A 22,274-nucleotide genomic window follows, 5' to 3' on the forward strand; every position below is an offset into this window, starting at 1 on the left:
GGTCACCTCCGCCCGGGGCACTTGCGGTTGGGGGACATTGCGCCCCTGGGTCAGTCGCGGCGCCGGCTGCGTATCCGGATCACCGCTGGGCGGGCAGCGCGGCGGCGTCCCGCGCGAGGTGCTGGCGCAGCCAGACGACGGCGGCCGGGGTCATCGCCCCGCTATCCGGCTCGCTCAGCGGCGCGGTGTCGATATCGCGCATCGCGTCGGCCGGCGGCAGCAGCCGCATGTAGCCAGGGTTGATTCCGGCAATATGGCGGTTGCCGCTGAGTTCGTACAGGTCGTAAGCGTGCGTGCGTGCGGCCTCCGTGGGGAGGACCAGCTCAGCGCCGGGCCTGCGACGGGATGTCCTGCGGCTCCTCCGCCATGAGGTGGATCCGCGTGATCTCCCAGCCATCGGTGCGGGGACCGTCCGACGGCTCCCAGCCCTCGGCCGGCACGCCGAAGATACCCGCCGCATTGATTGCGCCCTGCCTGCTGCGGGCGGCACTGATCGGAGCACTCCGGCTCTGCAGGACGTAGACCTCGGACTCGCCGTGCCGGGCGTCAGCCAGCTCGGCCTGGAGCCGCGTGATCGTCTCGTCCCAGAGCTCCAGCCGGTGACTCAGCCCATCCGCTTTGTCGGCACTGGTGTCCGCCTCCTCCTGCAGACGCTCGAACTCGTCCTGGGCGTTGCGGAGTGCCTGCCTCAAGTCTTGGACAGTGATCTGCAACTCCGCGCGCTGCTTCAGCAGTTGGTCCCTGTCCTCGCGGATAACCTCAAGCTCGGCGGCCAGCTCCGCCGCTTCTGCGTTGTCGACCTCACCGGTGGCGGCCGCCGCAAGCAGCTCATCGAGGCTGGCGCGGCGCAGCATCTTCCAGGGCCACAGCTTCATGTGGGTGCTACCTCTCCGCCCCTGCGGGCGTGTGATGCGGGTGAACGTCATGGAGTCCGGTCAGTCGCGCCCGGTGGCGGATCAGACGACCGTCAGCGCGGTGTCACGCGGCGCGCATCCAGCCCGCGCGTTGGCGGCGGGCGGTCCTCAGGCACTGCAGTTCGTCGGCAGCTTCAGCTGCGCGGCGTCGGGCGAGGCTGGGCCGGTCGGCCCGGGGGTCAGAGAGGGAGCCGCGGGCCACAAGGGTGGTCAGCTGGCGGATGCGGCGGCGCTCCTCGTCCTCGCCCTCCCGAAACTGGGCGTCAGCCTGAATGGCGCGGCGGATGCTGTCCCTGTGGCGCCGAGTGCGACGCATGGCGCTCAACTGGTCCCCGCTCATGCCGCCACGCACCATGTCGCCGTCCGCGGCGGGCGTGTCAAGGCGGAGGCCGATCTCACGGCACTGGGCCAGGACCGGGCAGCTGGCGCAGTAGTCGATCAGGGCTGCGCGGCGCAAAGCCCAGACCGTTCCGTTCTCACCATCCCGGCGGAACCACTGGTCGGCGGCGGGCGCTTCGGGCCGGCTGCATCGAGCCCCGGCGCGAACGTCGTCGGCGAGCTGGGGGAGACGCGTAGCGCGGGCGCGGGCAGGCGACATGCTCATCGTGAGGGTCCCTTTCGGGTAGGCGGCGAGGCCGCGAGTGGATGTCTGTGACGCGGTGGCCGGCTTCCCACGCCGCGACGGCGGCCAGGACGGCCGCGGCCAGCACGTGGAGCCAGCAGGTGTGCGAGCCCATGGCGGGCTAAAGCCCGCGCCGCCTGATCCTGAGCGGCGCGGGCACGACGTGTAGGGGTCAGGTCAGCCGTTCTTTCCGCAGTTGCCGCCAACCGAACGCGCGTTGGCCTCAGCGACCCTGCGCTCCAACTCCGAGCGCTCAGCGTCCGTCATGCCGCACCCCGCATCCCAGCCGCAGCGCGAGCGGCGATCCGCGCGTCACCCTCATCAACCAAACGGCGCACGTAATCGCCGAGACGACGTTGCGCGGCCGAGGTCTCGGCGCGGCGGGCGCGCCAGGAGTCGAGGCGCCGGACGGCGTCCTCGGCCTCGAAGCCGTCGCGGTCGTCGTCGCGCTCGATGTCGTCGATGACGCCGCCAGTTAACGGAGTGAAGGCGTGTGTGATGCTGTTCGACATCAGGTCCTCCCTAAAGGTCCTGGTACTGACAGCCCCAGGGCCGCAATCCCTGGGGCTGTCGCCATTGACTGCCGTACGAGCAGCCACGGCCACCACCACCCCGGGTGGTGGCGACTGTGGTGGTTCGTCTCAGACGGAGCGCATCACCAGGCTGGTACGCCGCAGATGCTCCTGGGCGATGCTGGTCATCCGCGCGGCGAGCTGGCGGCCGACCGCGCAGGAAGAGCCGCTCGTGCACGAGGTACAGGTGCCACGGTGATCCCGGAGGGCAGTGCGCAGCTGGCCGTAAATCGGGGCCGCGGGGGCAGCGGCGATCTGCGCGGTGCAACGAATCTGCTTCCGCAGCTCGACTACCCAGGCGCAGCGACCGGCGCGACACCGGGCGCAGTCGCTCTGCAGGTGCTCGCCGAGTTGCTCGCGCAGAGGTCGGGTGACGGCCGGCATCTGGACCGGTGCCGGCGCCGACTGTGGACGGGGCCTACGAATTGTGCGGGCGGTGCGGCTCGCAGCCGCAGTGGACTCCGCGGCGAGCAGACACTCCTCCCACTGCTCGGAGGTGATGTCGATGTGGATGCGCTGCGCGCTGCCGTCGCAGCGACGGCCGCCGACAGGCTTATCGCCGTAATAGCGGCGGGTGTCGGCCTCCTGGACAGGGACTCCGTCGCGGTGCGGCCTGATCATCGAGCGGGTGAGACGGCGCCAGGTTCCACAGTCGGGGCAGACCGCCAGGCGGGGTTCGCCGTCGCGGAGGCTGAGATGCTCGGGCCGCATGGCGCTGGCCTTGAGGGGGGTACGTCCGTTGTGACGCATCGGTTCTCCTACTCCCTTGCTGTTGCGTTCTCCGCCGGTCAGGAGCTGGAAACGGACCTGCTCCTGACCGACAGGCAGCGCAACGGCTGCGGGTAGCTCAGCTGGGCTGCGCTCCGAGGGACCTCGTCGTACTCGTCACCCCGGCCGGCGTGTAAGCGCGGCAGCCAGACGTATGGAGTTAGACGGGAGAAGGCCCCGGGCCCGGCAAGACAGTCAAGTTGCGAAGCCACGTCGAGGAGATCGCCATGAGCAGAGGTGGGCCGGACCGCAGCCTTGTGATGGCCCGCCGTGAGGGTGCAGACGACGTGGGTGGGGACTGCCCGCCACCAATCACATCGCCGTTGTCCGGCGAGGCGATGGTGCGGCCAGCGCCCCGGGCGCCGAGCGGCCCGGCGGGCGCGGTGGCGTACCCGGCCTGGACGAAGCGGGTGAACGCGAAGGCGTGCTCACGGAGCAATTCGTCGGCCTACGGGCAGATCGGTGCCACTGTGTCTGTGTTGCGCGGGGCGATGGCGCCGCTTGACGCAGCGCAAGTAACATCGAGCATGGTTGACCTCCTGGTAGAGCAGGGGTTTGACCTATCCGTTCCGGTGTTGGACCACCGTGCGGGACACGGCCCCGTTCCGGCGTTTGCTGGTGCGGGGCCGTGCTGTTGTGCTGAGACGACATTAGCGCACTTCCTTGTTCAAATACAAGGAAGTGTGGAAGGGTGGGCCATGACCGACTCCCAAGCGGGAGACAGAGACGAGAAGAAGGAAGCCCCGGACTTGGTGTCGTTCGCTGACATGCCTGCGCGGCTGGAAGAGAGCGGCCTGAAGAGGATCAGCCCCCAACGAATCCGGCAGCTCGCCGAGACCGACCCAGACTGGCCCATCCCCATGGAGACAGCCAAGAAGGTTGGTCGCATCAGAGTCTTCGACTGGAAGCTCCTTGAGCCGTACTTCACCAACCGCAAGTCCCGCCAAGGGCAGCGGACCGACCGCCTTCGTGCCAGAGGCGAAGGGGGTGACCCGCAGGGCACCTAAGGCCAGCGAGAGAGCGTCAGCATTCATGGCCTCCATGCCAACAACACCACGGGCCGCCGTCACATAAGGGCGTGCAGCCGACCTGGGGAGCGGAGGCCGCTCGGAATGTCGGCTGCACGATGCATCGCTGCTTCGCAGGCATCTCGGCGACTCGGTCCTACGACCAGATCACCAGTTTCGACACGAGACAGCAGAGGGTGGAGGCATGGCGAGCAGAACCGGTAGGCTCAATTGCACGCCAGACGACCAATCAGGTTTGCTGGCCTGCAAATTACAAAGGAAACGGCCCCGCTCTCCTGGCTGGTAACCAGGGTCATGGCGGGGCCGGTGCCGGAGAAGCCGTGGCTGGCAACTCCGGTCATCGACAACCGTTTCTAGGATTGGTCATCGACATGGAAGAGAGTACCCGGATCTCCGGGCTATCAGACAGTGGGCCCTCCGCCCCGGCCGTGCAGATCACACAAGCGGACGTGAGCAGGTCTGTGCCTTCTGCTCACGGTGTGCAGTGACCGCCGCCAGGGAGGGCTACTCCTTCGCCGAATTCATCACCAGCCGCAGTCGGCTCAGCTACGCGGCGTTGGATCTTGGCCTTGGCGTGGCTGCCGTCGATCTGCACGTTGCCCAGTGGCTGCATGAGCTGGGCGACTACCTCGACAGTTTCCCTTCTTTGCATGCTTTGAAGAGCCCCATCCGGCAGACACACAGCACCCCACCGCAGCGACGTATGCGCGTCGCTCCGGTGGGGTGCTCGCGTTTCGCCCTTGCTCAGGGCGCACCTCTGGCGCTGAGGAGCTCAGGATGACCTAGTCGACGGGGCGGCGCCTGCCGCCCGGGGCGCTTGGTCCAGCGGCGATAGCAGTCGCCGCCGTCCAGCGCCCCCTGTCTCCGCTCCGGCCTAGCAGGGCCTCGCGGAGGAGCTGATCGCCCCGGTAGCAGCCGGTAGCAATCCGTTCAATTTTCAGGTTCTGCGGAGAACCAGCCCTTTGAGGGGCCTTGTCGTGCCCACTCTCCAGAGCGAGGACGTCCCCATAATGCAGCACAGTGCTGCCACTTGTCAGCTCACCCATGCCCGAATGATGCGGATTGGGCATTTTATTTCGTCGCGCCGGTCGGTTATAGCCGTCGTCGGCGGCACCTCTCAGCCGGCAGGCACGGCCGCCCCCCGGCGGCGTCCTTTGTCCTCAGGTCCTCCGCCGCAGCGCCGCCCGAGGATGAACTTCGGGTTGCCTGTCACATCTGCCTCTCAAGCAACCCCTTCTCTGCACGTGCGCCCTTCGAACATCTCGCCTGCTGCCCTGACCGCCCCCACCGCCACGGGGGTGCCCCGATGACGGGCGCAAAGGTCCCGTTTCGTCGGCAGCGGGTCCGCGTGCCGATGCGGCTGGTGGGGTCGTCGGCTCCCGACGTCGCGCTGTCGGTCTACATGAAGATCAAGGCCCTCGCGTCGCGGCCGGAGGGCTGTCAGGCACGAGCGGAGACGATCGCTTCCTACCTGGGGCTGTCGACGTCGTCTGTCGAGCGCGGTTTGAAAGCCCTGTCGCTCCCGGCGTCGGACGGCGTGGTGGAGCTGCGCTCAACGCGGCGGACGCTGCGGGGCGGACGGGGTACATCGGCGGTGCGCTCGGTGCGGCCGATGCGGCGATCGGAGGCGTTCGTTTGGCTGCCGGTGGCGGCCGCGGAAGACCTGACGACGCGGCAGCTGAGGGCGTACGCGGTCATCGCGTACGCGGAGCAGATGGGCATCGCGCTGACCGAGGCCGGCCTGGCCGGGCACCTGCTGCACCACTCGGGTAAGCGGGCCGGCCAGCCGATCACCGCAGCGGCGGCTGGTGAGGTCGTCGACGGCCTGGAGGCCGCAGGATGGGTGACGGTGCAGCGGCGCGCGGGCGCGCAGGGCCGTCACCGGTTCGTCGCCCGTGACATCGCCCCGACGGCCTCTGAGGAGGTCGACGAGCAGCCGGTCGCGGACGCGTCGCAGACCGCCCAGGAGTGCCCGCAGGAGCCTGTCGACGACACTTCGCAGGACTCGGGCGGTTCGTTGATTGGTGAGGGATCGGGTTCGCTGGTTGGTGAGGGATCCCTCGCGAATAGGGAATCACCTACGACTGACTCACCTGATGACGAGCGCGCGCGTTTCTCATCCGCCGTAGGCGAGGTACCGGTAGTAGATGTGGAAAACCCGGATGATGGGCAGGCGCGCAGAGACGTGCTGAGTGGTCTCGCGCTGCGCGCGGATGAGAACAGCCAGCCCTTCTTCTCGAAGCCGAACGACGAAAAGCGCGGCAGCGCCGGGAGGTCGGTGCGGCCGTCGTACACCGGACCGCAGTTGTCCATGAGCCCGCAGATCTACGCGGTGCTGGAGCCGGTGCACGTGCTGCTGAAGCAGGTGAACAGTCCGTTCGTGCAGCGACAGATCGCCCGGGAGGTGGGTCGCCAGCTAGCGCGCGGGATCACGGCTGAGCGCCTGCGCCACCGGCTGACCGCACGATTTGCCAAGGTGCTGGCCGCGGAGATCCGCGACCCGGGCCGGTGGCTGCTCGGGGTGGCGCTGCCGCGCTGGGGCTGCGGGCACCTGGACTGCGAGACCGGCGTGCTGTGGTCCAGCGGCCGGTCCTGCCCGGTGTGCGAGGACATCGTCGCCGACCGCCGTGCCGAGCGGGAGCGCCTGCGCCGTGAGCAGCGGCTGGCCGCCGGCCTGTGCCCGGATCACGGCAGCCGGCCCGGACCGTCCGGCGCCTGCGGCGAATGCGAGCCCGAGCGTACGGCGCCTGTGGTCCCGGCACAGCGCGAGGTGGAAGGCCCAACGCGCGGCTGCTGCGGCGAGTGCGGTTGCCGGATCTTCCTGGTCGGTCCTGCCCTCACGGACGGCCTGTGCAAGCTCTGCCGCACCGAGGCAACCCTCCTAGCGGCCGCGGAGCGTCCTGCACCAGCCGAAGCGGTCAGCTGCTCCGGCGTTGGTGGAGTGCCATGCGGCCGTGACGCGCTGCCGACCCGCAGCGTCTGCGCCCGGCATAGGGCACAGGAACTCGCCCTGGCCGAGGCCGAAGCGTCCTGACGCACGTGATGCCGCTGCGGAGCGCACTCCGCCTGAATGCCCGCATGGCGGCCGAGCGTGCTGGGGCAACGCTGCCGAAGGCTGAGCGGAAGCAGCTCTCTGCTACGGCGCCCGGGTGGACAGCGTCGACGGCCTGGCTGCCGCCCGTGCCGCACTGGGTCCGCTGAGGACGGTTACCGGCCGACATCGTCTCCGCCCGCCAGCGGTGAGCGGGGCGGAGATCACGTCGTGTGGTGGTCCGTGGCGCCCCGCCGCTGTCGGAGACCGCCCGCTTCAGAAGCAGCCGGTGTCGCGTCTCAACGGCTCACCTCCGCCTGCGCGGAGAGGCCCCCTCAACTTCATGCGTCTGGCTGCCGTGCGGCTCACCTCCGCCTGCGCGGAGACCACTCCCGTATGCACACGGCCCGCTCGATGGCCGACGGTTCACCTCCGCTCGCGCGCGGCCCGTGCCGCGTGGTTGTCGCGCCCGGTTCACCTCCGTCGCGCGGAGAGGACAGGGCGTGCGACAGCCACCCGGTGTCGGTGGTCGGTTCACCTCCGCCTGCGCGGAGAGGACTTGGTGTGGCAGGGGCGTATCCGGATCAGGGCCGGTTCACCTCCGCCTGCGCGGAGAGGACGTGACCGCCTGCATCACCATCGCGGCCGACGTCGGTTCACCTCCGCCTGCGCGGAGAGGACTGTTTCAGCTGTCCAGTGACCCCAAGTTGGCGCGGTTCACCTCCGCCTGCGCGGAGAGGACTATCCGCTCCGGCTCCCCGGCAATCTGCTCAGCGGTTCACCTCCGCCTGCGCGGAGAGGACGCCAGGCGGGTGTCGTACGCCAGGCTGCCGGCCGGTTCACCTCCGCCTGCGCGGAGAGGACTCGGTACTGCGACCACCGAACCGGAGACGTTGCGGTTCACCTCCGCCTGCGCGGAGAGGACGCGTCAGTGCAGGCGGTGACGTACTCCGCCAGCGGTTCACCTCCGCCTGCGCGGAGAGGACGCCCGGATGCGGCAGCCAAACAGCATTGGCAGCGGTTCACCTCCGCCTGCGCGGAGAGGACCGCCCGGCCATCGAATCCCTCGGGATGCTCGCCGGTTCACCTCCGCCTGCGCGGAGAGGACCCTTCGCGACCTGCGGCGTTGGGGGTGGTTTGCGTATTCTTGACTCAAGGAACAGAGGCTGCGCACCTGTGTGAATCTACGCGGGCAAGCTCGCTGCCGAGCGGATTCGGCTCACCTCCGCCTGCGCGGAGAGCACGCCTGGTTCAAGTCGTCCATCGTCCCGGCCCACGACTCACCTCTGCTCGCGCGGAGAGCACCTCACGATCGATCGGCGCCCCTGTGGCGATCCCATCCGGACGGCTCGACTGTCATGTGCTGTGGTGCGCCGGCTGATCGTGCCAGGTACCCGGCGGGGGCTACCGCTGACACAATGCCTGCATGTCGCTGCGCGTTCCGGACACCTTGGAGACCGATCGCCTCATCCTTCGGCATCGCAGGGTGGGCGAGGCCGCCATCTATCGCCGGTTGTGGACTGAGCGGGATCTGCGGGTGCCGCTGCATCGGCGGATAGACCCCGAGGGCCGACCGACCGTGGAGGACATCGCTGCGCAGATACGCGAAGAGCGTGAGGAGTCGGGGGCAGGGATTCTGGCGGTGGAGCGGAAGGGCACGGCCGACGTCATCGGGTATTGCGGGCTGACCTTGCATGGGAACGGATCGCCTGACGAGCCCGAGTTGGCCTATGAGTTGCTGCGTGCGGCTCACGGCTGCGGTTACGCAACTGAGGCAGCTCGGGCCGTGATCACGTGGGCCAGCGAGGCTGGCTACCGGCGGTTGTGGGCGGGGGTCTGGGACTGGAATGTCGCGTCGCGGCGGGTCCTGGAGAAGCTCGGTTTCCGGGAAACGGGCCGGGTGGAGCCCGACTCTGTCTACGGCCACAGCCTGCTAACCGTACGAGAGTCTTGATCGGTGCCGGGTGATGGAGCCGCATGCGCACTCGGGGTGAGCGTGACCGTAGAAGCCAACGGGTCGTCCGGTTCACCTCCGCTCGCGCGAAGACCACAAGGCCCTGCTGGCCACCGCCCCCGAACGGGACCGGTTCACCTCCGCCTGCGCGGAGAGGACGGGCGGGTTGCCTGCGCCGCCCCACTGATAGGGTGGTTCACCTCGCTCACGCGGAGAGCACGAGTTCGACGCGGTCCTCTGGAGCAGCAGCCACGGTTCACCTCCGCTCGCGCGGAGAGCGCGGGCACGACCACCTGGGAGGGGCCCGGAGCGTCGGCTCATCTCCGCTCGCGGAGAGCATGCGTACATCTTCACACCGGACAGGCCGAGGACCGGTTCACCTCTGCTCGCGCGGAGAACACCCATGGAGTCCGGCGCGACCGCGACGAAGTGCGGCTCACCTCCGCTCGCGCGGAGAGGACTGGCGGTGGAGCGGGACATCTACGAGATGGACCGGCTCACCTCCGCTCACGCGGAGAGCACGCGCCCTTCGTCCACACCTGCACCGGGCCGCCCGGTTCACCTCCGCCTGCGCGGAGAGGACGTCGCCACCCGGCGCAGCTCACGGCGGGCCGCCGGTTCACCTCCGCCTGCGCGGAGAGGACGCGTCCCGGCAACGTACCGATGGCTCCACGGCCGGTTCACCTCCGCCTGCGCGGAGAGCACCTGGGAATCGCCCCCAGCACCGTCCGCGTCCACGGCTCACCTCCGCCTGCGCGGAGACCACCATTCGCGACCTGCGGCGTCAGGAGCGTTTTGCGTATTCTTGACTCAAGGAACCGAGGCTGCGCACCTGTGTGAATCTACCCGGGCAAGCTCGCTGCCGAGCCGGTTCGGTCCGCCTCCGCCTGCGCGGAGAGCACGATGCCCTGCGTAGTTGCTGGATTGCGGCGAGCGGCTCACCTCCGCTCGCGCGGAGAGGACCGTGCGGGGATCCCCGTGTTTGTCGTCCGGGCGGCTCACCTCCGCCTGCGCGGAGAGGACAACCAGAGCAGGGCGGCGCCGAGGACGGCATGGGCGACCCCAGCCAGTTCGCCTCCGGCGGTTCACCTCCGCCTGCGCGGAGAGGACTTCGAGTCGCGGATAGCAACGCTCGCGTGAGTCGGTTCACCTCCGCCTGCGCGGAGAGGACGCTCCTGGCCGTTGATGCGGATGGAGGCATGGCGGTTCACCTCCGCTCGCGCGGAGAGGACCGCCTCGTCGGGGCCGGCCTCGGCCACGCATATGGTTTACCTCCACTCGCGCGGAGAGGACGCGGTGACGGAGCCCGTCGTGACTTCCACGGCCGGCTCACCTCCGCTCGCGCGGAGAGGACCACCTCACCCAGTGGTCGGAGGCCGCCGGCGGCGGTTCACCTCCGCTCGCGCGGAGAGGGCGTCCACCTCCACGGCCCGGGATCCCACAGCACCGGTTCACCTCCGCTCGCGCGGAGACCACGCCTTCGCCTGCGGAACCACGTCGGTGGCGGCCGGTTCACCTCCGCTCGCGCGGAGACCACCGCCAAGCTGATCTGAATGTCCGACTGACGCTCGGTTCACCTCCGCTCGCGCGGAGACCACCGCCAAGCTGATCTGAATGTCCGACTGACGCTCGGTTCACCTCCGCTCGCGCGGAGACCACGATGAGCTGCACCACGGCCCAGCCGGCGGTGTCGGTTCACCTCCGCTCGCGCGGAGACCACGGATCGCTCGGGAGCCACCGTCTGCTGGGGGGCGGTTCACCTCCGCTCGCGCGGAGACCACTTGAGGAGCGGCGCCGGGGGTCGTCTTCGTTCCGGTTCACCTCCGCTCGCGCGGAGACCACGGGCGGGAATCCCGGACCGGCACCACCGAGAACGGTTCACCTCCGCTCGCGCTGAGACCACTAGTCAGCAGGCCAGGTACGGGCGAGGGTGGACGGTTCACCTCCGCTCGCGCGGAGACCACCCTTCGCGAACTGCGGTGTTAGGAGCGGTTTGCATGTTCTTGACTCAAGGAACTGAGGCTACGCACCTGTGTGAATCTACCCGGGCAAGCTCGTTGCCGAGCGAGTTCCGTAGGCAAGGACAACGGGGGCGGCCATCAGAGTTCCGGCCGCCGGCGGGTTAGATGCCAGTGGCGCCACGCGCAGAGCCCCGTCAGTGCCTGGCGGTACCTCGATACACCTCCGCTGCACGTAAAGCGTCCTCGCGATCCCGGAGTGCCCCAGCCGTGGCCGATGGTCGAGGTCGTACTACGCCCTCGGCTTGCGAGGCTTTGCCCACTTGCCGTGTGGCCGGTTTCGCTCCTGGGCCAACATTGCCGCGTCGAACTCTGCCCTGCTCGTCACCGCTCGCGATTGAGGTTCGAGCACCGCCACAGGCGATCGCCACGGAACAGCCGAGGCCCAACCGACCAAAGGCATGGTCTCGTCATAGTGAGAGGCGAACTCAGCACTGATAAGGGCCGGCATCTGATAACTGAGACCCCGCACGTGTCCCATGAACGCCGTCGGGACCAGAACGTGGTGCGCTTCCACGTAGTGCGGGAAGTCCCGACGCCAGAGCCAAACGCCGTCCGTGACCAGCGATGAGCATCCCAGGGAGTGCCGGTGCGCGCTCCCGCTGACGACGTCGCGGCCCCCTTCCATGACGTCGATGAGGACGTGACCGGCATCCAGGTAGGCCACCAGATCCGCCTCATCCGGCTCGCCTGCAGGCCGAAGAGCATCGTGGATGGATCCGTTCGGCCTGCTGGGAAGACTCTCGAGTTCGTCATAAAACCCCAGCAAACCCAGCACCGTTCCTCCTTAACCAAGGGACCAGCCCACCCCGCCACCAGCGTCGCGGCAACCACCGAGATCATCGGCATGTACGTAGGTGTTTGTCGAGCGGGCCACCTCCGCTCGCGCGGAGACCACGGCATTTGGCTGACGCGTACGCGGTCGCCCGTCGGTTCACCTCCGCTCGCGCGGAGACCAGGTCATGAGCTCGGCCGCGTTGCGGGCCGGCCGCGGTTTCACCTCCGCTCGCGGGGAGACCACTCCACTGCTGCGGTGATCCGTTCGGCGAGCGCCGGCTCACCTCCGCTCGCGCGGAGACCCCACCCTCGATCAGGTCACCTGATCGTCTAGCGGTTCACCTCCGCCTGCGCGGAGAGCACGTCGACGAGCTGACCCTGCTGCCGGAAGCGTTCGGTTCACCTCCGCCTGCGCGGAGAGCACTCCACGCCGCCGCGTCGGGCGTCATCGCCGTGCGGCTCACCTCCGCCAGCGCGAAGCGCACTCGTGAGCGCGTTTCACACGTTCGACAGAAGACGGCTCAACTCCGCCCTGCGCGGGGAGCACTTGAGGACCACGACCTTGGACGTGGCGCCGTCCGGCTCACCTCCGCCTGCGCGGAGAGGACGGACTCGCCCACCTGGCGCGCCTCGCTGGCGACGGTTCACCTCCGCCTGCGCGGAGAGACCCCGGCAAACATCGCGCCGACGACCAGGGCGGACGGTTCACCTCCGCCTGCGCGGAGAGACCGGCCCGCCGGTGCTCCTGCGCCACGCGCTCCGCGGTTCACCTCCGCCTGCGCGGAGAGACCGGTCTCGGACCTGCTCAGCCTCCGTCTGCGTGTGGCTCACCTCCGCCTGCGCGGAGAGACCCCTTCGCGACCTGCGACGTCAGGGCCGGTTTGCGTATTCTTGACTCAAGGAACGGAGGCTGCGCACCTGTGTGAATCTACCCGGGCCAGCTCACTGCCGAGCTGATTCGGTCCACCTTCGCTTGCGCGAGGGGACGCAGCCACGCCCTCACGCGCTTGTTACCTGGCCGGCTCACCTCCGCCTGCGCGGAGAGCACCACGACAGCCTCACGCCGCAGGTCACCGTCCACGGCTCACCTCCGCCTGCGCGGAGAGCACGAAGGCGTTTCAGCGATGAAGCCCCTGGTCGTCGGCTCACCTCCGCCTGCGCGGAGAGCACACCGAGGCGCGGACTCGCCCGCTGATGAGGACCGGCTCACCTCCGCTTGCGCGGAGAGCACGACCCCGAGACCAACGACCTGACCACCACCTACGGCTCACCTCCGCCTGCGCGGAGAGCACCCGGCATGTTTGGCCTGCCCGGTGATCGCCATCGGCTCACCTCCGCCTGCGCGGAGAGCACAGTCGGCTGCGGCCGAGCAACTCATCCCGCTCCGGCTCACCTCCGCCTGTGCGGAGAGCACGTAACCATGTCCGACGACAGTTCCATCCCTGACGGCTCACCTCCGCCTGCGCGGAGAGCACGGTGAGGTCGGCGTTGAGTTCGGCGACCAGGTCGGCTCACCTCCGCCTGCGCGGAGAGCACCCTTCCCGACCTGGGGCATTAGAAGCGGTTTGCATTTTCTTGACTCAAGGAGCAGGTGTTGTGCACGCGTGTGAATCTACTCCTGCGGCTGGCAGCGCGGAGGCGTTGTCAGTGGCTGCTGCTATGCCTGTTGGTGTCACAGCGTCGTGATTTTGGGGTGGGCATGTCGGAGCGAGTGATCGATGCGAACGTGTGGGGTAAGGAGCGGGGGTTGGCGCGTCGGTATCCGTTGATCTGTCACTTGCTGGATGCCGCGGCGGCGGCGGGCGTGCTGTGGGATCGGGTATTGACGGGTTCGGCTCGGGCCCGCCTGGCAGAGGCGGCCGGCCTGCCGGAGGAGCGGTTGCGACGTTTGGTCGGTCTCTGGGCTGGCCTGCACGATGTTGGCAAGATCATTCCGGCGTTTCAGGCGCTGGTGCCGGAGGCGTACGCCGCCCTCAAGCATGAGGCGGGATACGCGCATGCGGCCGGAGCTGAGCAGGCGAAGTTTGGCCATGACGTGGCCACCCAGTGGGCGTTGACCTCCTTGTTTGAGGCGTGGGGCTATCCGGTGTCGCGGTCTGTGCGGCGGTCGGCGCATCACCAGGTGGCGCAGTTGCTCGGTGGTCATCACGGTTGTGTTCATCGCGCTGTGGAGTCTCGGCATCTGCGCAACCGTGAGGCGTACGTGCCGGAGCTTGGGGGGCCGGGCTGGGAGGCGCAGCGGGTTGCGCATGCTGAGGCGGTGCGCCGGTTGGTGGGTGTGGGTGCGGAGGATGTGGTGGTGGGGCCGTTGCCTGCGCACGTTGCGGTGGTGGTGTTGGGGCTTGTGGTGGTTGCGGACTGGCTGGCGAGTCAGGAGGGGGCGATCAGTCCGCGGTTGCCGGTTGAGGGTTGGGCTGCGGATGAGGTGGGGCTCGCGGCGCATTGGTGGACGGCTGTGGCGGAGGCCGGTGGGTGGGTGGCTGAGGCTGGGCTGGGGGTGGCTGAGTGGCCCGAGAAGCCCTTCGGCGAGCAGTTTGCGTTCGCGGGGGCCAATGAGTTGCAGGCGTCGGTCGCTGGGGGGCTGCCGGGGTTGGTGGATGGTCCGGGGTTGTTGCTGGTGACGGCGCCGACGGGGGAGGGGAAGACAGAGGCGGCGTTGCATGCGGCGTCGGTGATGGGGCGTGTGTCGGGGGCGTCGGGGTTGTTTTTCGCGTTGCCGACGATGGCGACGGCGGATGCGATGCATGGTCGGGTGGTGGAATTCGCTGAGCGGAATGTGGCGGGTGATCGTGCGTTGACGTTGCTGCACAGCATGGCGTGGCTGAGTGAGGCGTATGCGCAGCCTGGGGCTGTGGAGGGTGTCGCCGGGGCGGGGGGCTTGGTCAGTGATGCGCAGTCGGCGTTGGTTGCGGGGCGGTGGCTGAGGGGGGCGAAGCGGGGGCTGTTGGCGCCGTTGGCGACGGGGACTATTGATCAGGCGTTGGCTGGGGTGTTGCCGGTTCGGTACAACGTGCTGCGATTGCTGGGGCTGGCGAACAAGGTCCTGGTGGTGGATGAGGCGCATGCCTATGGGCCGTGGATGCACAGTCTGCTGGTGCGGCTGCTGGAGTGGCTGGGGGCTTGTGGCGCTCCGGTGGTTTTGCTGTCTGCGACGTTGTCGGGGCGTTCGGCGTCGTCGTTGGTGGATGCGTATCGGCGGGGCTGTGGTTTCGGTGAGCCGTCGGAGGTAGCGCCGGTGTATCCGGGGTGGCTGTATGTCAGCGGGCAGAGCGGGGTGGTGTCGGTTCCTCGTGCGGTGGGCAGTGCACGGGCTCGGGAGATCGAGGTCCGGACGGTGCCCATTGCGGGGGGTGCGCCTGCGGGTTCTGTGGCCGGTCGCGGGGCGGCGGTGGTGGAGGAGCTGCGGGAGTTGGTGGTTCGGGGTGGGTGTGCGCTGGTGTGCTGCACGACGGTGGCGGAGGCGCAGGCGACGTTCCGGTTGCTGCGGGAGGAGTTCCCGGAGTTGGCGGTGGCTGAGGACGGGCTGCTGCTGTTGCATTCGCGCTTTCCGGCTGCGAGGCGGCTGGAGATCACGCAGGCGTGTGAGCGGGCGTTCGGCAAGCCGGGGGAGGGGTGCCGGCGGCCGCCGGTTTCGGTGCTGGTGGCGACGCAGGTGGTGGAGCAGTCGCTGGATCTCGATTTCGATGTCGTGATCAGTGACCTGGCGCCGTTGGCGCAGTTGCTGCAGCGGGCCGGGCGTTGCATGCGGCACGATCGAGTGGGGCTGAGTCCGCAGGAGGGGGGCCGGCCCCAGTGGGTGGGTGAGGGGCCGCGGTTGACGGTGCTGGAGCCGGTTGATGCGCAGGGGCGGGTGAGGGCTCCGAAGCGGTGGGGTGCGGTGTATCCGGAGGCGTTGCTGACGCGGACCAGTCATCTGCTACGGGAGCGTGGCGGGAAGTCGATCGCTGTTCCGGGGGACGTGCAGGAGTTGGTCGATGCGGTCTACGCCGAGGATTTCGCTGACCGGCTGGAGAGCGCAGTCGATGTTGAGCGGTTGGAGCGGCAGGACGCCGAGCGCGTGGGCGCTGTGCTGGCGGAGGAGACGCTGGCGCAGATGACGCTGGTCAGTCCGCCGATGGGCATGGTCGACCTGTCGGAGTTGAGCTGTGACGGGGCGCTGGTGGATGAGGCACTGCTGACGACGCGTCTGGGAGCGGATTCGGAGCGGGCGGTGTGTGTCTTCGTTCAGCCGGAGGGGGACGTGACGCTCGATCCCGAGGGGGTGTTGCCGGTGCCGGGCTGGGGGCGAGGGGGGCGGGTTTCTGTGGCGGAGGCGCGTGTGGTGATGCGTCAGACGGTGCCACTTCCGGGGCGGTGGCTGCGGGGGAGGGGCGCTGACCAGGAGGTACCGGCCTCGTGGAGGCGGCAGGCCGCCCTGCGGGAGTTGTGCGTGTTGCTGATGCGGCCCTCGCGAGATGGGTGGGCGTGCTCGGTAGGAGCCCGAGCAATTTCGTTCACAAGAGAAGGAATTGAGTCTTCCTAGCAGTACATCTCCTCAGCACTTCTATTGTGTGAAAACCCTCTGGAAGGGACGCTGCAGCGCCCTGAGAGGGGTGCCCGCCCTGCCAGCAAGGAGGGCGTGGCGCAATCACTTCCCCCGCCTTCGCGGGGAGCCGACCTGTGCAGGCGTTACGACGTCTCCGCAGCACGGGTCCCCCCCGCTCTCGGGGGGAGTTCGCCGTTGAGCCTACTGAAAGCTCTCGCAGAGAGGTGTCATGTCTGCTGACCTCTACGATCTGCTCACGGAGCGGGCCTTTCCCGTCCGGTGGGTGGATCCGACACCCGCCGATGAACGGCCGGATGCTGTCTCGTTGCGCGAGCTGTTTCTGCGTGCGCATGAGATCAGTGCGCTGGCGGTTTCGCTGCCGCCGGCGTTGTCCGGCCTCTACCGGGTGCTGTACGCGCTGACCGCCCGTGTCACCGGTCTCGATGCGCCGACGGGGGACTGGCACGAGGCACGTTTCGGCGTCCTCGATGCGGGGTCCTTCGACGCCGATGGTGTCCATCGATATTTCGCCGGTGTCGCGGACCGTTTCCGTCTCTACGATCCGGTCCATCCGTTCCTGCAGGACCCGCGGCTGACGACGCAGTGCGACAAGCCCGCCGGGATCAACAAACTCGTCACAACCAGGCCATCGGGCTCCAACCACGCCTGGTTCGAGCACACCGCCGACGCCCGGCCGATTGCCGTCGCCTCGGCCCAGGCGTTGGAGCACCTTCTGGTGTGGCGGTACTACGGGCCGTCCGGCCGCTGCGCGACCCGCACCGTCGGAGGCATGAAGGAAGCCAATTGCGTGGCGGGCCCGCTGCGGACCGCGGTGTCCTACCACCCGCTGGGCGGCACGTTGTTCGAGACGTTGCTGGCCGGCCTGCCAGAGCCCGACCGGGTCGGCCGCTACGTCCGGGAAGCGGACCCGTGCCCGTGGGAGCGCGATGAGCCGACGGATCCCCTGACGCTCAAGGGGGTGGTGACCGGTCCGATGTCGAAGCTGGTGGGCCACAATCAGCACGCGCTGCTCCTGGTCCCCGACGAGGCGGGCGCCCATGCGGTGGATGCCTACATCACCTGGGCCTACCGCGAGCGCATCGCGCGCGACGACGATTACCTGATCTGGCAGACGAGCCAGGCCGGCAACGCCTACGCCCGCTACGCGGACTCGCGGCGCGGTCTGTGGCGTGACCTCGACGCCCTGCTCCTGAGCGATCCGCCCGGCGTAGAAAGCCGCAGGCCGAAGGTGTTCCCCACCGCCGTCGACCTCTTCGAACAGGAGGGGCTGCGGATCCAGGCTCTGGGCATCGACCAGGAAGGCCAGGCCAAAGACACCCAGGTCGTCTCCGCCACCACCGCGCCGGTGCTGCACCTGATGGAGGAACGCGACCCTGAGCAGGCACGGCTGGTGGGGCAGCTGCGGCTGGCGGGGGAGCGGTGCGGACAGCGCCTGGAGCGCGCCGCGAAGATGGCCTGGGCCCAGTACAGCAACTCCGAGGTCCGCGACTGCGCGTGGTCGGCGGCCGCGGCCGCGCGCTACTGGCCCGAGGCGGAACGAGAGTTCTGGAAGCGCCTGAACGAACGCTGTTTCGACGGCGCCGCGCAGGCGTTCCGTGCCCGTGCGGAACGCATCTACGACCACCTCACAGACTCGGCGGCGCGGACCGCGCGAGGGGCCCGTGCACGGGAGTCGGCACGTATCGAGCTCTACGGCGGACGCCCGAAGAAGAAGGCCTCCGCATCAAAGTCCCTGCCTGATGGAGGAGAGCGATGAGCAGTCCACCCGTCCCCCCTGCCGAGCGGCAGCTCTCTGCGCCCGAGCGGCGGGCGCAGATCGAGCCCTCGTCGTGGCTGGCCGACGCCCGTGCTTTTGTCAGCACGATCAACAGCGTCACAGCGAAAGATGCCGGCGTACGGGCCGCTTTGCGCAGCGGCGTCGGCAAGCAGCTCGACGATGTCCCGCGGATGCACCGCATCGTCGCGCCGCTCCTTCCCGGCGCTGTGCTCCATGACACCGACGCCCAGCGCGCTTTCTATACCGTCGCCGCGCTGATCGCCGCCTACCACCGCGGGGACCCGGCGGATGGTGGCGGCAGGGAAACCGCAGCCTCGGAGGAGACAGCGTCGGGCGAGGAAGGCACGGGGGGCGAGGGCGGAATTCCTGCGCAGCGGGCCGCTCGCAGGGTCCAGGCCGAGCGGCAGCGAAAGGAGCGGTTCGGGGACAGCCTGGGACTGGCCTATGCCGCGGCGGTTGCCCACGGTGGGCGGAAGGGCATCCGCGAGAGCGCCGCCGAGACCCGCCTGAATCTGCTGTGCAAGCAGAGCACTGCCGGGCTCCACCGGCATCTGCCGGCCGCGGTACGGCAGCTGTGCGACCGCAGCGGCCCGCCGGACTGGGCCCGGCTGCTGGTGGACCTGCGCAACTGGCCGCAGCAGCGGCGGCGGGTTGCCCGCTGGTGGCTGCAGGACTACTACCGGGCCCGGGCCGCAGCCGACCTGGCCGCAGCCCGCGAAGCCGACGACGCCCGCAGCCTGTAGCGCCTGCCGGCTCTGCCGCCTGAACTGCCCTTTTCCCCACGTGCGATCACCCTTACGCAAGGAGAACGACATGACCAGCACTCCGCAGCTTTCCATCGCCGGCAGGTTCATCGACTTCCACGTCCTGCAGAGCGTCCCCTACTCCAACCTCAACCGGGACGACACCAACTCCGTCAAGACCGTGCTCTACGGCGACCGGGAACGCACCCGGGTCAGCAGCCAGTGCTGGAAGCGCGCGGTCCGCCGATACTTCCAGCGCAGCATCGGGGAGAAGGCACTGCGCACCCGACGCATCGGTGAGGCCGTGGAGCGTGAGCTGCGCGAGGGACGCGGCTGGGAGACGGACCTGGCCCGCCGTGCCGGACAGCACATCGCAGCCGGCAGCAGCATCAAGGCCGACCCGCCCTCGCAAGAGGAGCCGGCCTGGAGCACCAACGCCATGGTCTACGTCCCCGAGGCAGCGATCACCGAACTCTCCGACCTGGCCGAATCGCACCGCACCGCGATCGAGAACGCCAAGGACATGAAGAAGGGCGTCAAGAGCGTCCTGCCGCAAGCCGACATCGACACAGTGCTGCGCAGCCGCAACGGCATCATCAATCTGTTCGGTCGGATGCTCGCCGAGATCGACGGTGCCGGCGTGGACGGCGCGGTGCAGGTCGCGCACGCGGTGACCACACACGCCACCGACGTCGAGGTCGACTACTTCGCGGCGGTCGACGACATCACCGATGCCTGGCGTGACACCACCGGCAGCGCCCACATGGGCAGCGGCGAATTCAGCGCGGGCACGTTCTACCGGTACGCCACGCTCGATCTGGCAGATCTTCTGCGCAACATCGGCGGTGACCTGGAAGCCGCCAAGACGCTGGCGACTGCATTCGGCGAGGCGTTCTTGCTGTCCCTGCCTGAGGCGAAGAAGACCTCCACCGCGCCCCACACCATCCCTGACCTGGTGCACATCAGCGTGCGCTCCGACCGGCCCCTGTCCTACGCCGCTGCGTTCGAACAGCCCGTCCACGCCGACCGCACCGGAGGGTTCGCCCAGCCCTCACGCCAGGCACTCGACGAGTACGCCCAGGCCGCAGGCCGGCTGATGGGCCCCCGCGGCCTGCGTCACGCGGGCTGGGCAAGCCTCGAGGACAAGGACCTGACAGGACTGGGGGGCCGCGTCGACTCGTTCGATGAGCTGATCACCAGCGCCGTCACCGCTGCGCTGAGCGAGGCGACCGCGTGAGCGCCACTGACACGGCGGCACCCGGACTCCTGCTGCACCTGGCCGGGCCCCTGCAGTCGTGGGGCACGCGCAGCCACTACAACGAACGCGATACCGCCACTCACCCCACCCGCTCCGGCATCATCGGCCTGCTCGCGGCCTGCCTGGGACGCCGGCGCGGCGACAGCACCGAGGACCTGGCGCGCCTGTCGCTGACCACCCGTACCGACCGGCCCGGAGTTCTCCTGCGCGACCTGCACACCGTCGGTGGCGGACTGCCCGCGAAAGGCACCGTCACCACTGCAGAAGGAAAGAAGCGTCCGCCGGAGAAAGGCACCCTGCTCTCCCACCGCTCCTACCTGGCCGACGCCGCTTTCACCGCCTGCCTCACCGGAGACAACGACACGCTGCGCACCTGCGAGCAAGCCCTCAGCGCCCCGCACTGGCCGCCCTACCTCGGGCGCCGCTCGTGCCCGCCCGAAGGCCCCCTCCTCATTGGTCTGCTGCCCGACCCCTTGCGCCACCTGGTGCAACTACCGCTGGCGCGCAAGGCCTCCCGAGGCGACATCCACATCCCCTTCCACTCCGACTCCCCCCTCCACCGTCTGGCAGCAGTCCGGCACGAACGAGAGCAGCACGATGACGAGTTGGAAGGCGCCACTCCCGTCAGCGACATCAACGACGACCCGCACAGCGACCGCACCTACCGGGCACGCGCCCTCTACCACCGCACCCTCACCCGCCCCGCCGGTCAGTGCGCAGGCCTGGGCACCGCCTACCTCAACGCCCTGACCACCTACCTCGACGCCCTGCCAGGCAAAGGAGCTGCACGATGACGGCTCTGTGGCTCACCCGCATCCAGCCCAACCTCCGCCACCGCGACGCGCGCCGAGACCTCAGCAGCGCCGTCGCCATGCACCACCGCATCATGCAGTTGTTCCCGGACGGCCTGGGCGCCCAGGCCCGCCGCCAAGCCGGCGCCCTCTTCCGCACCGAGGACACCGGACCCACCCCCGTCGTCCTCCTGCAAAGCCAACTGCGCCCAGACCTCGACCAGCTTCCCACCGACTACGCCAGCGCAGTCACCAAAGACCTCAGCCCCCTGCTCGACGCCCTGCGCCCCGGACTCACGGTCAGATATCGCATCATCGCCAACGCCGTCCGCAAGCCCGGACACACCACCCGTGCCACCACCGGCGCCCCCGCCGTCATACCGCTGACGGGAGCCGAAGCCGACGAATGGTGGCAGCGCCAGGCAGAGGAACACAGCGGCCTGCACCTGAGCACAGCGCACTCCACCCCCCTCGACAGCGCACGCGGACAACGCGCCCAGGATCAACGCCGCATCACCCACGCACGCACCCAGTTCGACGGCGCCGCAACCATCAAAGACCCCGACCTGCTGCGCCAGCGGCTCCTCGACGGCATCGGCCGCGGGAAGGCCTACGGCTGCGGCCTGCTCACACTCGCACCCACCCGGCAAGCCTCATGAGCACCCACGCCTCCGCACGCCGAAAACTCGCCGCCCCCACCGTCGCCATGCTCCCCCGCACCGCCGACTCCCTGTCGTGTGGTCTCCGCGCGAGCGGAGGTGAACCGCTGACCGGCGACCGGCTGAGGCCCCTGCTGCTGTGGTCTCCGCGCGAGCGGAGGTGAACCGGGCCTACTCCACAGCGCCCTCGAACTCACCGAGTGGTCTCCGCGCGAGCGGAGGTGAACCGGGTGGACCGAACCGGCTCGGCAGCGAGTTTGCGTGGTCTCCGCGCGAGCGGAGGTGAACCCGTGCCAGAGGTGTGCGCACACGACCGGCTCCCCGTGGTCTCCGCGCGAGCGGAGGTGAACCGCGGGAGTACTGACCATGAAGCTGTTCAAGAAGGTGGTCTCCGCGCGAGCGGAGGTGAACCGGACGTTGAGGCCCTTGAGGCTCAGCGGGCCCGGTGGTCTCCGCGCGAGCGGAGGTGAACCGCTCCTCGCTCACCTCGAGGACGACTACGACGCGTGGTCTCCGCGCGAGCGGAGGTGAACCGCCTGAGGTCATCGCCAACGCGGCCGTTGGCATGTGGTCTCCGCGCGAGCGGAGGTGAACCGGGCGGTCACGTAGTAGATCACCCGCACCCCGTGTGGTCTCCGCGCGAACGGAGGTGAACCGGCATCGCGGGCCTCAGGGGTGACGCTCATACCGTGGTCTCCGCGCGAGCGGAGGTGAACCGCCACTAGCCACACCAAGGCCCCCGACGCCGGCGTGGTCTCCGCGCGAGCGGAGGTGAACCAGGGGAATCACCATGGGACTGATAGCTGATGCGTGCTC

16 protein-coding genes and 5 CRISPR repeat arrays (1 of these 21 running past the window's edge) are annotated in these 22,274 nt (G+C 69.0%); of the genes, 10 read left to right on the forward strand and 6 right to left on the reverse strand.

The window, feature by feature from the left end:
• Positions 1-79: 79 nt before the first annotated feature.
• The 5 genes from ACGFZW_RS36970 to ACGFZW_RS36990 form a co-directional block, all read right to left on the reverse strand.
• Positions 80-229, reverse strand: coding sequence for a hypothetical protein (locus ACGFZW_RS36970; protein ID WP_393897718.1), 150 nt, complete (start codon positions 227-229; stop codon positions 80-82).
• A gap of 94 nt (positions 230-323) precedes the next feature.
• A complete protein-coding gene (locus ACGFZW_RS36975; RefSeq protein ID WP_393897719.1) occupies positions 324-875 on the reverse strand; it encodes a hypothetical protein in 552 nt (183 codons plus the stop codon).
• 103 nt (positions 876-978) lie between these two features.
• The gene (locus ACGFZW_RS36980) at positions 979-1,518 is read right to left on the reverse strand and encodes a hypothetical protein (RefSeq protein WP_393897720.1); all 540 of its coding nucleotides are present in this window, start codon (positions 1,516-1,518) and stop codon (positions 979-981) included.
• A gap of 281 nt (positions 1,519-1,799) precedes the next feature.
• Entirely contained in the window at positions 1,800-2,048 is a 249-nt protein-coding gene (locus ACGFZW_RS36985; RefSeq protein ID WP_393897721.1) for a hypothetical protein, read from the reverse strand.
• A 129-nt stretch (positions 2,049-2,177) separates the two neighbouring features.
• A complete protein-coding gene (locus tag ACGFZW_RS36990) occupies positions 2,178-2,858 on the reverse strand; it encodes a hypothetical protein (RefSeq protein ID WP_393897722.1) in 681 nt (226 codons plus the stop codon).
• A 716-nt stretch (positions 2,859-3,574) separates the two neighbouring features.
• Between ACGFZW_RS36990 and ACGFZW_RS36995 the strand changes: the two genes are divergently transcribed.
• The 4 genes from ACGFZW_RS36995 to ACGFZW_RS37010 all read left to right on the forward strand — a co-directional run bounded on the left by ACGFZW_RS36995 (position 3,575) and on the right by ACGFZW_RS37010 (position 8,889).
• A complete protein-coding gene (locus ACGFZW_RS36995) occupies positions 3,575-3,883 on the forward strand; it encodes a hypothetical protein (protein ID WP_393897723.1) in 309 nt (102 codons plus the stop codon).
• Positions 3,884-4,388: 505 nt separating this feature from the next.
• Positions 4,389-4,685, forward strand: a complete 297-nt coding sequence (locus tag ACGFZW_RS37000; RefSeq protein ID WP_393897724.1) for a hypothetical protein — start codon at positions 4,389-4,391, stop codon at positions 4,683-4,685.
• A gap of 525 nt (positions 4,686-5,210) precedes the next feature.
• Positions 5,211-6,938, forward strand: a complete 1,728-nt coding sequence (locus ACGFZW_RS37005) for a hypothetical protein (RefSeq protein WP_393897725.1) — start codon at positions 5,211-5,213, stop codon at positions 6,936-6,938.
• Positions 6,939-7,238: 300 nt separating this feature from the next.
• Positions 7,239-8,043: a CRISPR direct-repeat array (repeat unit 29 nt; unit sequence CGGTTCACCTCCGCCTGCGCGGAGAGGAC).
• Between the two features lie 318 nt (positions 8,044-8,361).
• Positions 8,362-8,889, forward strand: coding sequence for a GNAT family N-acetyltransferase (locus tag ACGFZW_RS37010; protein ID WP_393897726.1), 528 nt, complete (start codon positions 8,362-8,364; stop codon positions 8,887-8,889).
• An 873-nt stretch (positions 8,890-9,762) separates the two neighbouring features.
• Positions 9,763-10,849: direct repeats of the CRISPR family, unit length 25 nt; unit sequence CGGTTCACCTCCGCTCGCGCGGAGA.
• A gap of 290 nt (positions 10,850-11,139) precedes the next feature.
• Here the strand turns inward: ACGFZW_RS37010 and ACGFZW_RS37015 are convergent.
• The gene (locus tag ACGFZW_RS37015) at positions 11,140-11,685 is read right to left on the reverse strand and encodes a hypothetical protein (protein WP_393897727.1); all 546 of its coding nucleotides are present in this window, start codon (positions 11,683-11,685) and stop codon (positions 11,140-11,142) included.
• A gap of 31 nt (positions 11,686-11,716) precedes the next feature.
• A CRISPR array of direct repeats spans positions 11,717-12,536; the repeat unit is 31 nt; unit sequence CGGTTCACCTCCGCCTGCGCGGAGAGACCGG.
• A gap of 107 nt (positions 12,537-12,643) precedes the next feature.
• Positions 12,644-13,220: a CRISPR direct-repeat array (repeat unit 29 nt; unit sequence CGGCTCACCTCCGCCTGCGCGGAGAGCAC).
• Between the two features lie 70 nt (positions 13,221-13,290).
• On the opposite strand from ACGFZW_RS37015, the gene cas3 reads away from it, so the two are divergent.
• The 6 genes from cas3 to cas6e all read left to right on the forward strand — a co-directional run bounded on the left by cas3 (position 13,291) and on the right by cas6e (position 21,458).
• Entirely contained in the window at positions 13,291-16,206 is a 2,916-nt protein-coding gene (gene cas3 / locus ACGFZW_RS37020; RefSeq protein ID WP_393897728.1) for a CRISPR-associated helicase Cas3', read from the forward strand.
• A 232-nt stretch (positions 16,207-16,438) separates the two neighbouring features.
• The gene (gene casA, locus ACGFZW_RS37025) at positions 16,439-17,986 is read left to right on the forward strand and encodes a type I-E CRISPR-associated protein Cse1/CasA (protein WP_393897729.1); all 1,548 of its coding nucleotides are present in this window, start codon (positions 16,439-16,441) and stop codon (positions 17,984-17,986) included.
• A complete protein-coding gene (gene casB, locus ACGFZW_RS37030; RefSeq protein ID WP_393897730.1) occupies positions 17,983-18,750 on the forward strand; it encodes a type I-E CRISPR-associated protein Cse2/CasB in 768 nt (255 codons plus the stop codon). The genes casA and casB overlap by 4 nt, the downstream gene beginning before the upstream one ends.
• A gap of 70 nt (positions 18,751-18,820) precedes the next feature.
• Positions 18,821-19,987 carry a type I-E CRISPR-associated protein Cas7/Cse4/CasC gene (gene cas7e, locus ACGFZW_RS37035; RefSeq protein ID WP_393897731.1) on the forward strand — a complete coding sequence of 389 codons (1,167 nt, stop codon included), beginning with the start codon at positions 18,821-18,823 and terminating at the stop codon, positions 19,985-19,987.
• Positions 19,984-20,802 (forward strand): type I-E CRISPR-associated protein Cas5/CasD, encoded by an 819-nt coding sequence (gene cas5e / locus ACGFZW_RS37040; RefSeq protein WP_393897732.1) that lies wholly within the window; start codon positions 19,984-19,986, stop codon positions 20,800-20,802. The genes cas7e and cas5e overlap by 4 nt, the downstream gene beginning before the upstream one ends.
• Positions 20,799-21,458, forward strand: coding sequence for a type I-E CRISPR-associated protein Cas6/Cse3/CasE (gene cas6e, locus ACGFZW_RS37045; protein ID WP_393897733.1), 660 nt, complete (start codon positions 20,799-20,801; stop codon positions 21,456-21,458). The genes cas5e and cas6e overlap by 4 nt, the downstream gene beginning before the upstream one ends.
• A gap of 78 nt (positions 21,459-21,536) precedes the next feature.
• Positions 21,537-22,274: direct repeats of the CRISPR family, unit length 28 nt; unit sequence GTGGTCTCCGCGCGAGCGGAGGTGAACC (it continues 84 nt past the right edge of the window).

Source organism: Streptomyces sp. NPDC048248, from assembly GCF_043201875.1.
In the GTDB taxonomy this organism is placed as follows: Bacteria; Actinomycetota; Actinomycetes; order Streptomycetales; family Streptomycetaceae; genus Streptomyces.

Excerpts from the sequence above, each read along its gene's own strand:
- ACGFZW_RS36975 (WP_393897719.1), bottom strand. The coding sequence starts at position 875 with ATGAAGCTGTGGCCCTGGAAGATGCTGCGCCGCGCCAGCCTCGATGAG.
- ACGFZW_RS36985 (WP_393897721.1), bottom strand. The coding sequence starts at position 2,048 with ATGTCGAACAGCATCACACACGCCTTCACTCCGTTAACTGGCGGCGTC.
- ACGFZW_RS36970 (WP_393897718.1), bottom strand. The coding sequence starts at position 229 with ATGCGGCTGCTGCCGCCGGCCGACGCGATGCGCGATATCGACACCGCG.
- ACGFZW_RS37005 (WP_393897725.1), top strand. The coding sequence starts at position 5,211 with ATGACGGGCGCAAAGGTCCCGTTTCGTCGGCAGCGGGTCCGCGTGCCG.
- ACGFZW_RS36990 (WP_393897722.1), bottom strand. The coding sequence starts at position 2,858 with ATGCGTCACAACGGACGTACCCCCCTCAAGGCCAGCGCCATGCGGCCC.
- casA (WP_393897729.1), top strand. The coding sequence starts at position 16,439 with ATGTCTGCTGACCTCTACGATCTGCTCACGGAGCGGGCCTTTCCCGTC.
- ACGFZW_RS36980 (WP_393897720.1), bottom strand. The coding sequence starts at position 1,518 with ATGAGCATGTCGCCTGCCCGCGCCCGCGCTACGCGTCTCCCCCAGCTC.
- casB (WP_393897730.1), top strand. The coding sequence starts at position 17,983 with ATGAGCAGTCCACCCGTCCCCCCTGCCGAGCGGCAGCTCTCTGCGCCC.
- cas7e (WP_393897731.1), top strand. The coding sequence starts at position 18,821 with ATGACCAGCACTCCGCAGCTTTCCATCGCCGGCAGGTTCATCGACTTC.
- ACGFZW_RS36995 (WP_393897723.1), top strand. The coding sequence starts at position 3,575 with ATGACCGACTCCCAAGCGGGAGACAGAGACGAGAAGAAGGAAGCCCCG.
- cas6e (WP_393897733.1), top strand. The coding sequence starts at position 20,799 with ATGACGGCTCTGTGGCTCACCCGCATCCAGCCCAACCTCCGCCACCGC.
- ACGFZW_RS37010 (WP_393897726.1), top strand. The coding sequence starts at position 8,362 with ATGTCGCTGCGCGTTCCGGACACCTTGGAGACCGATCGCCTCATCCTT.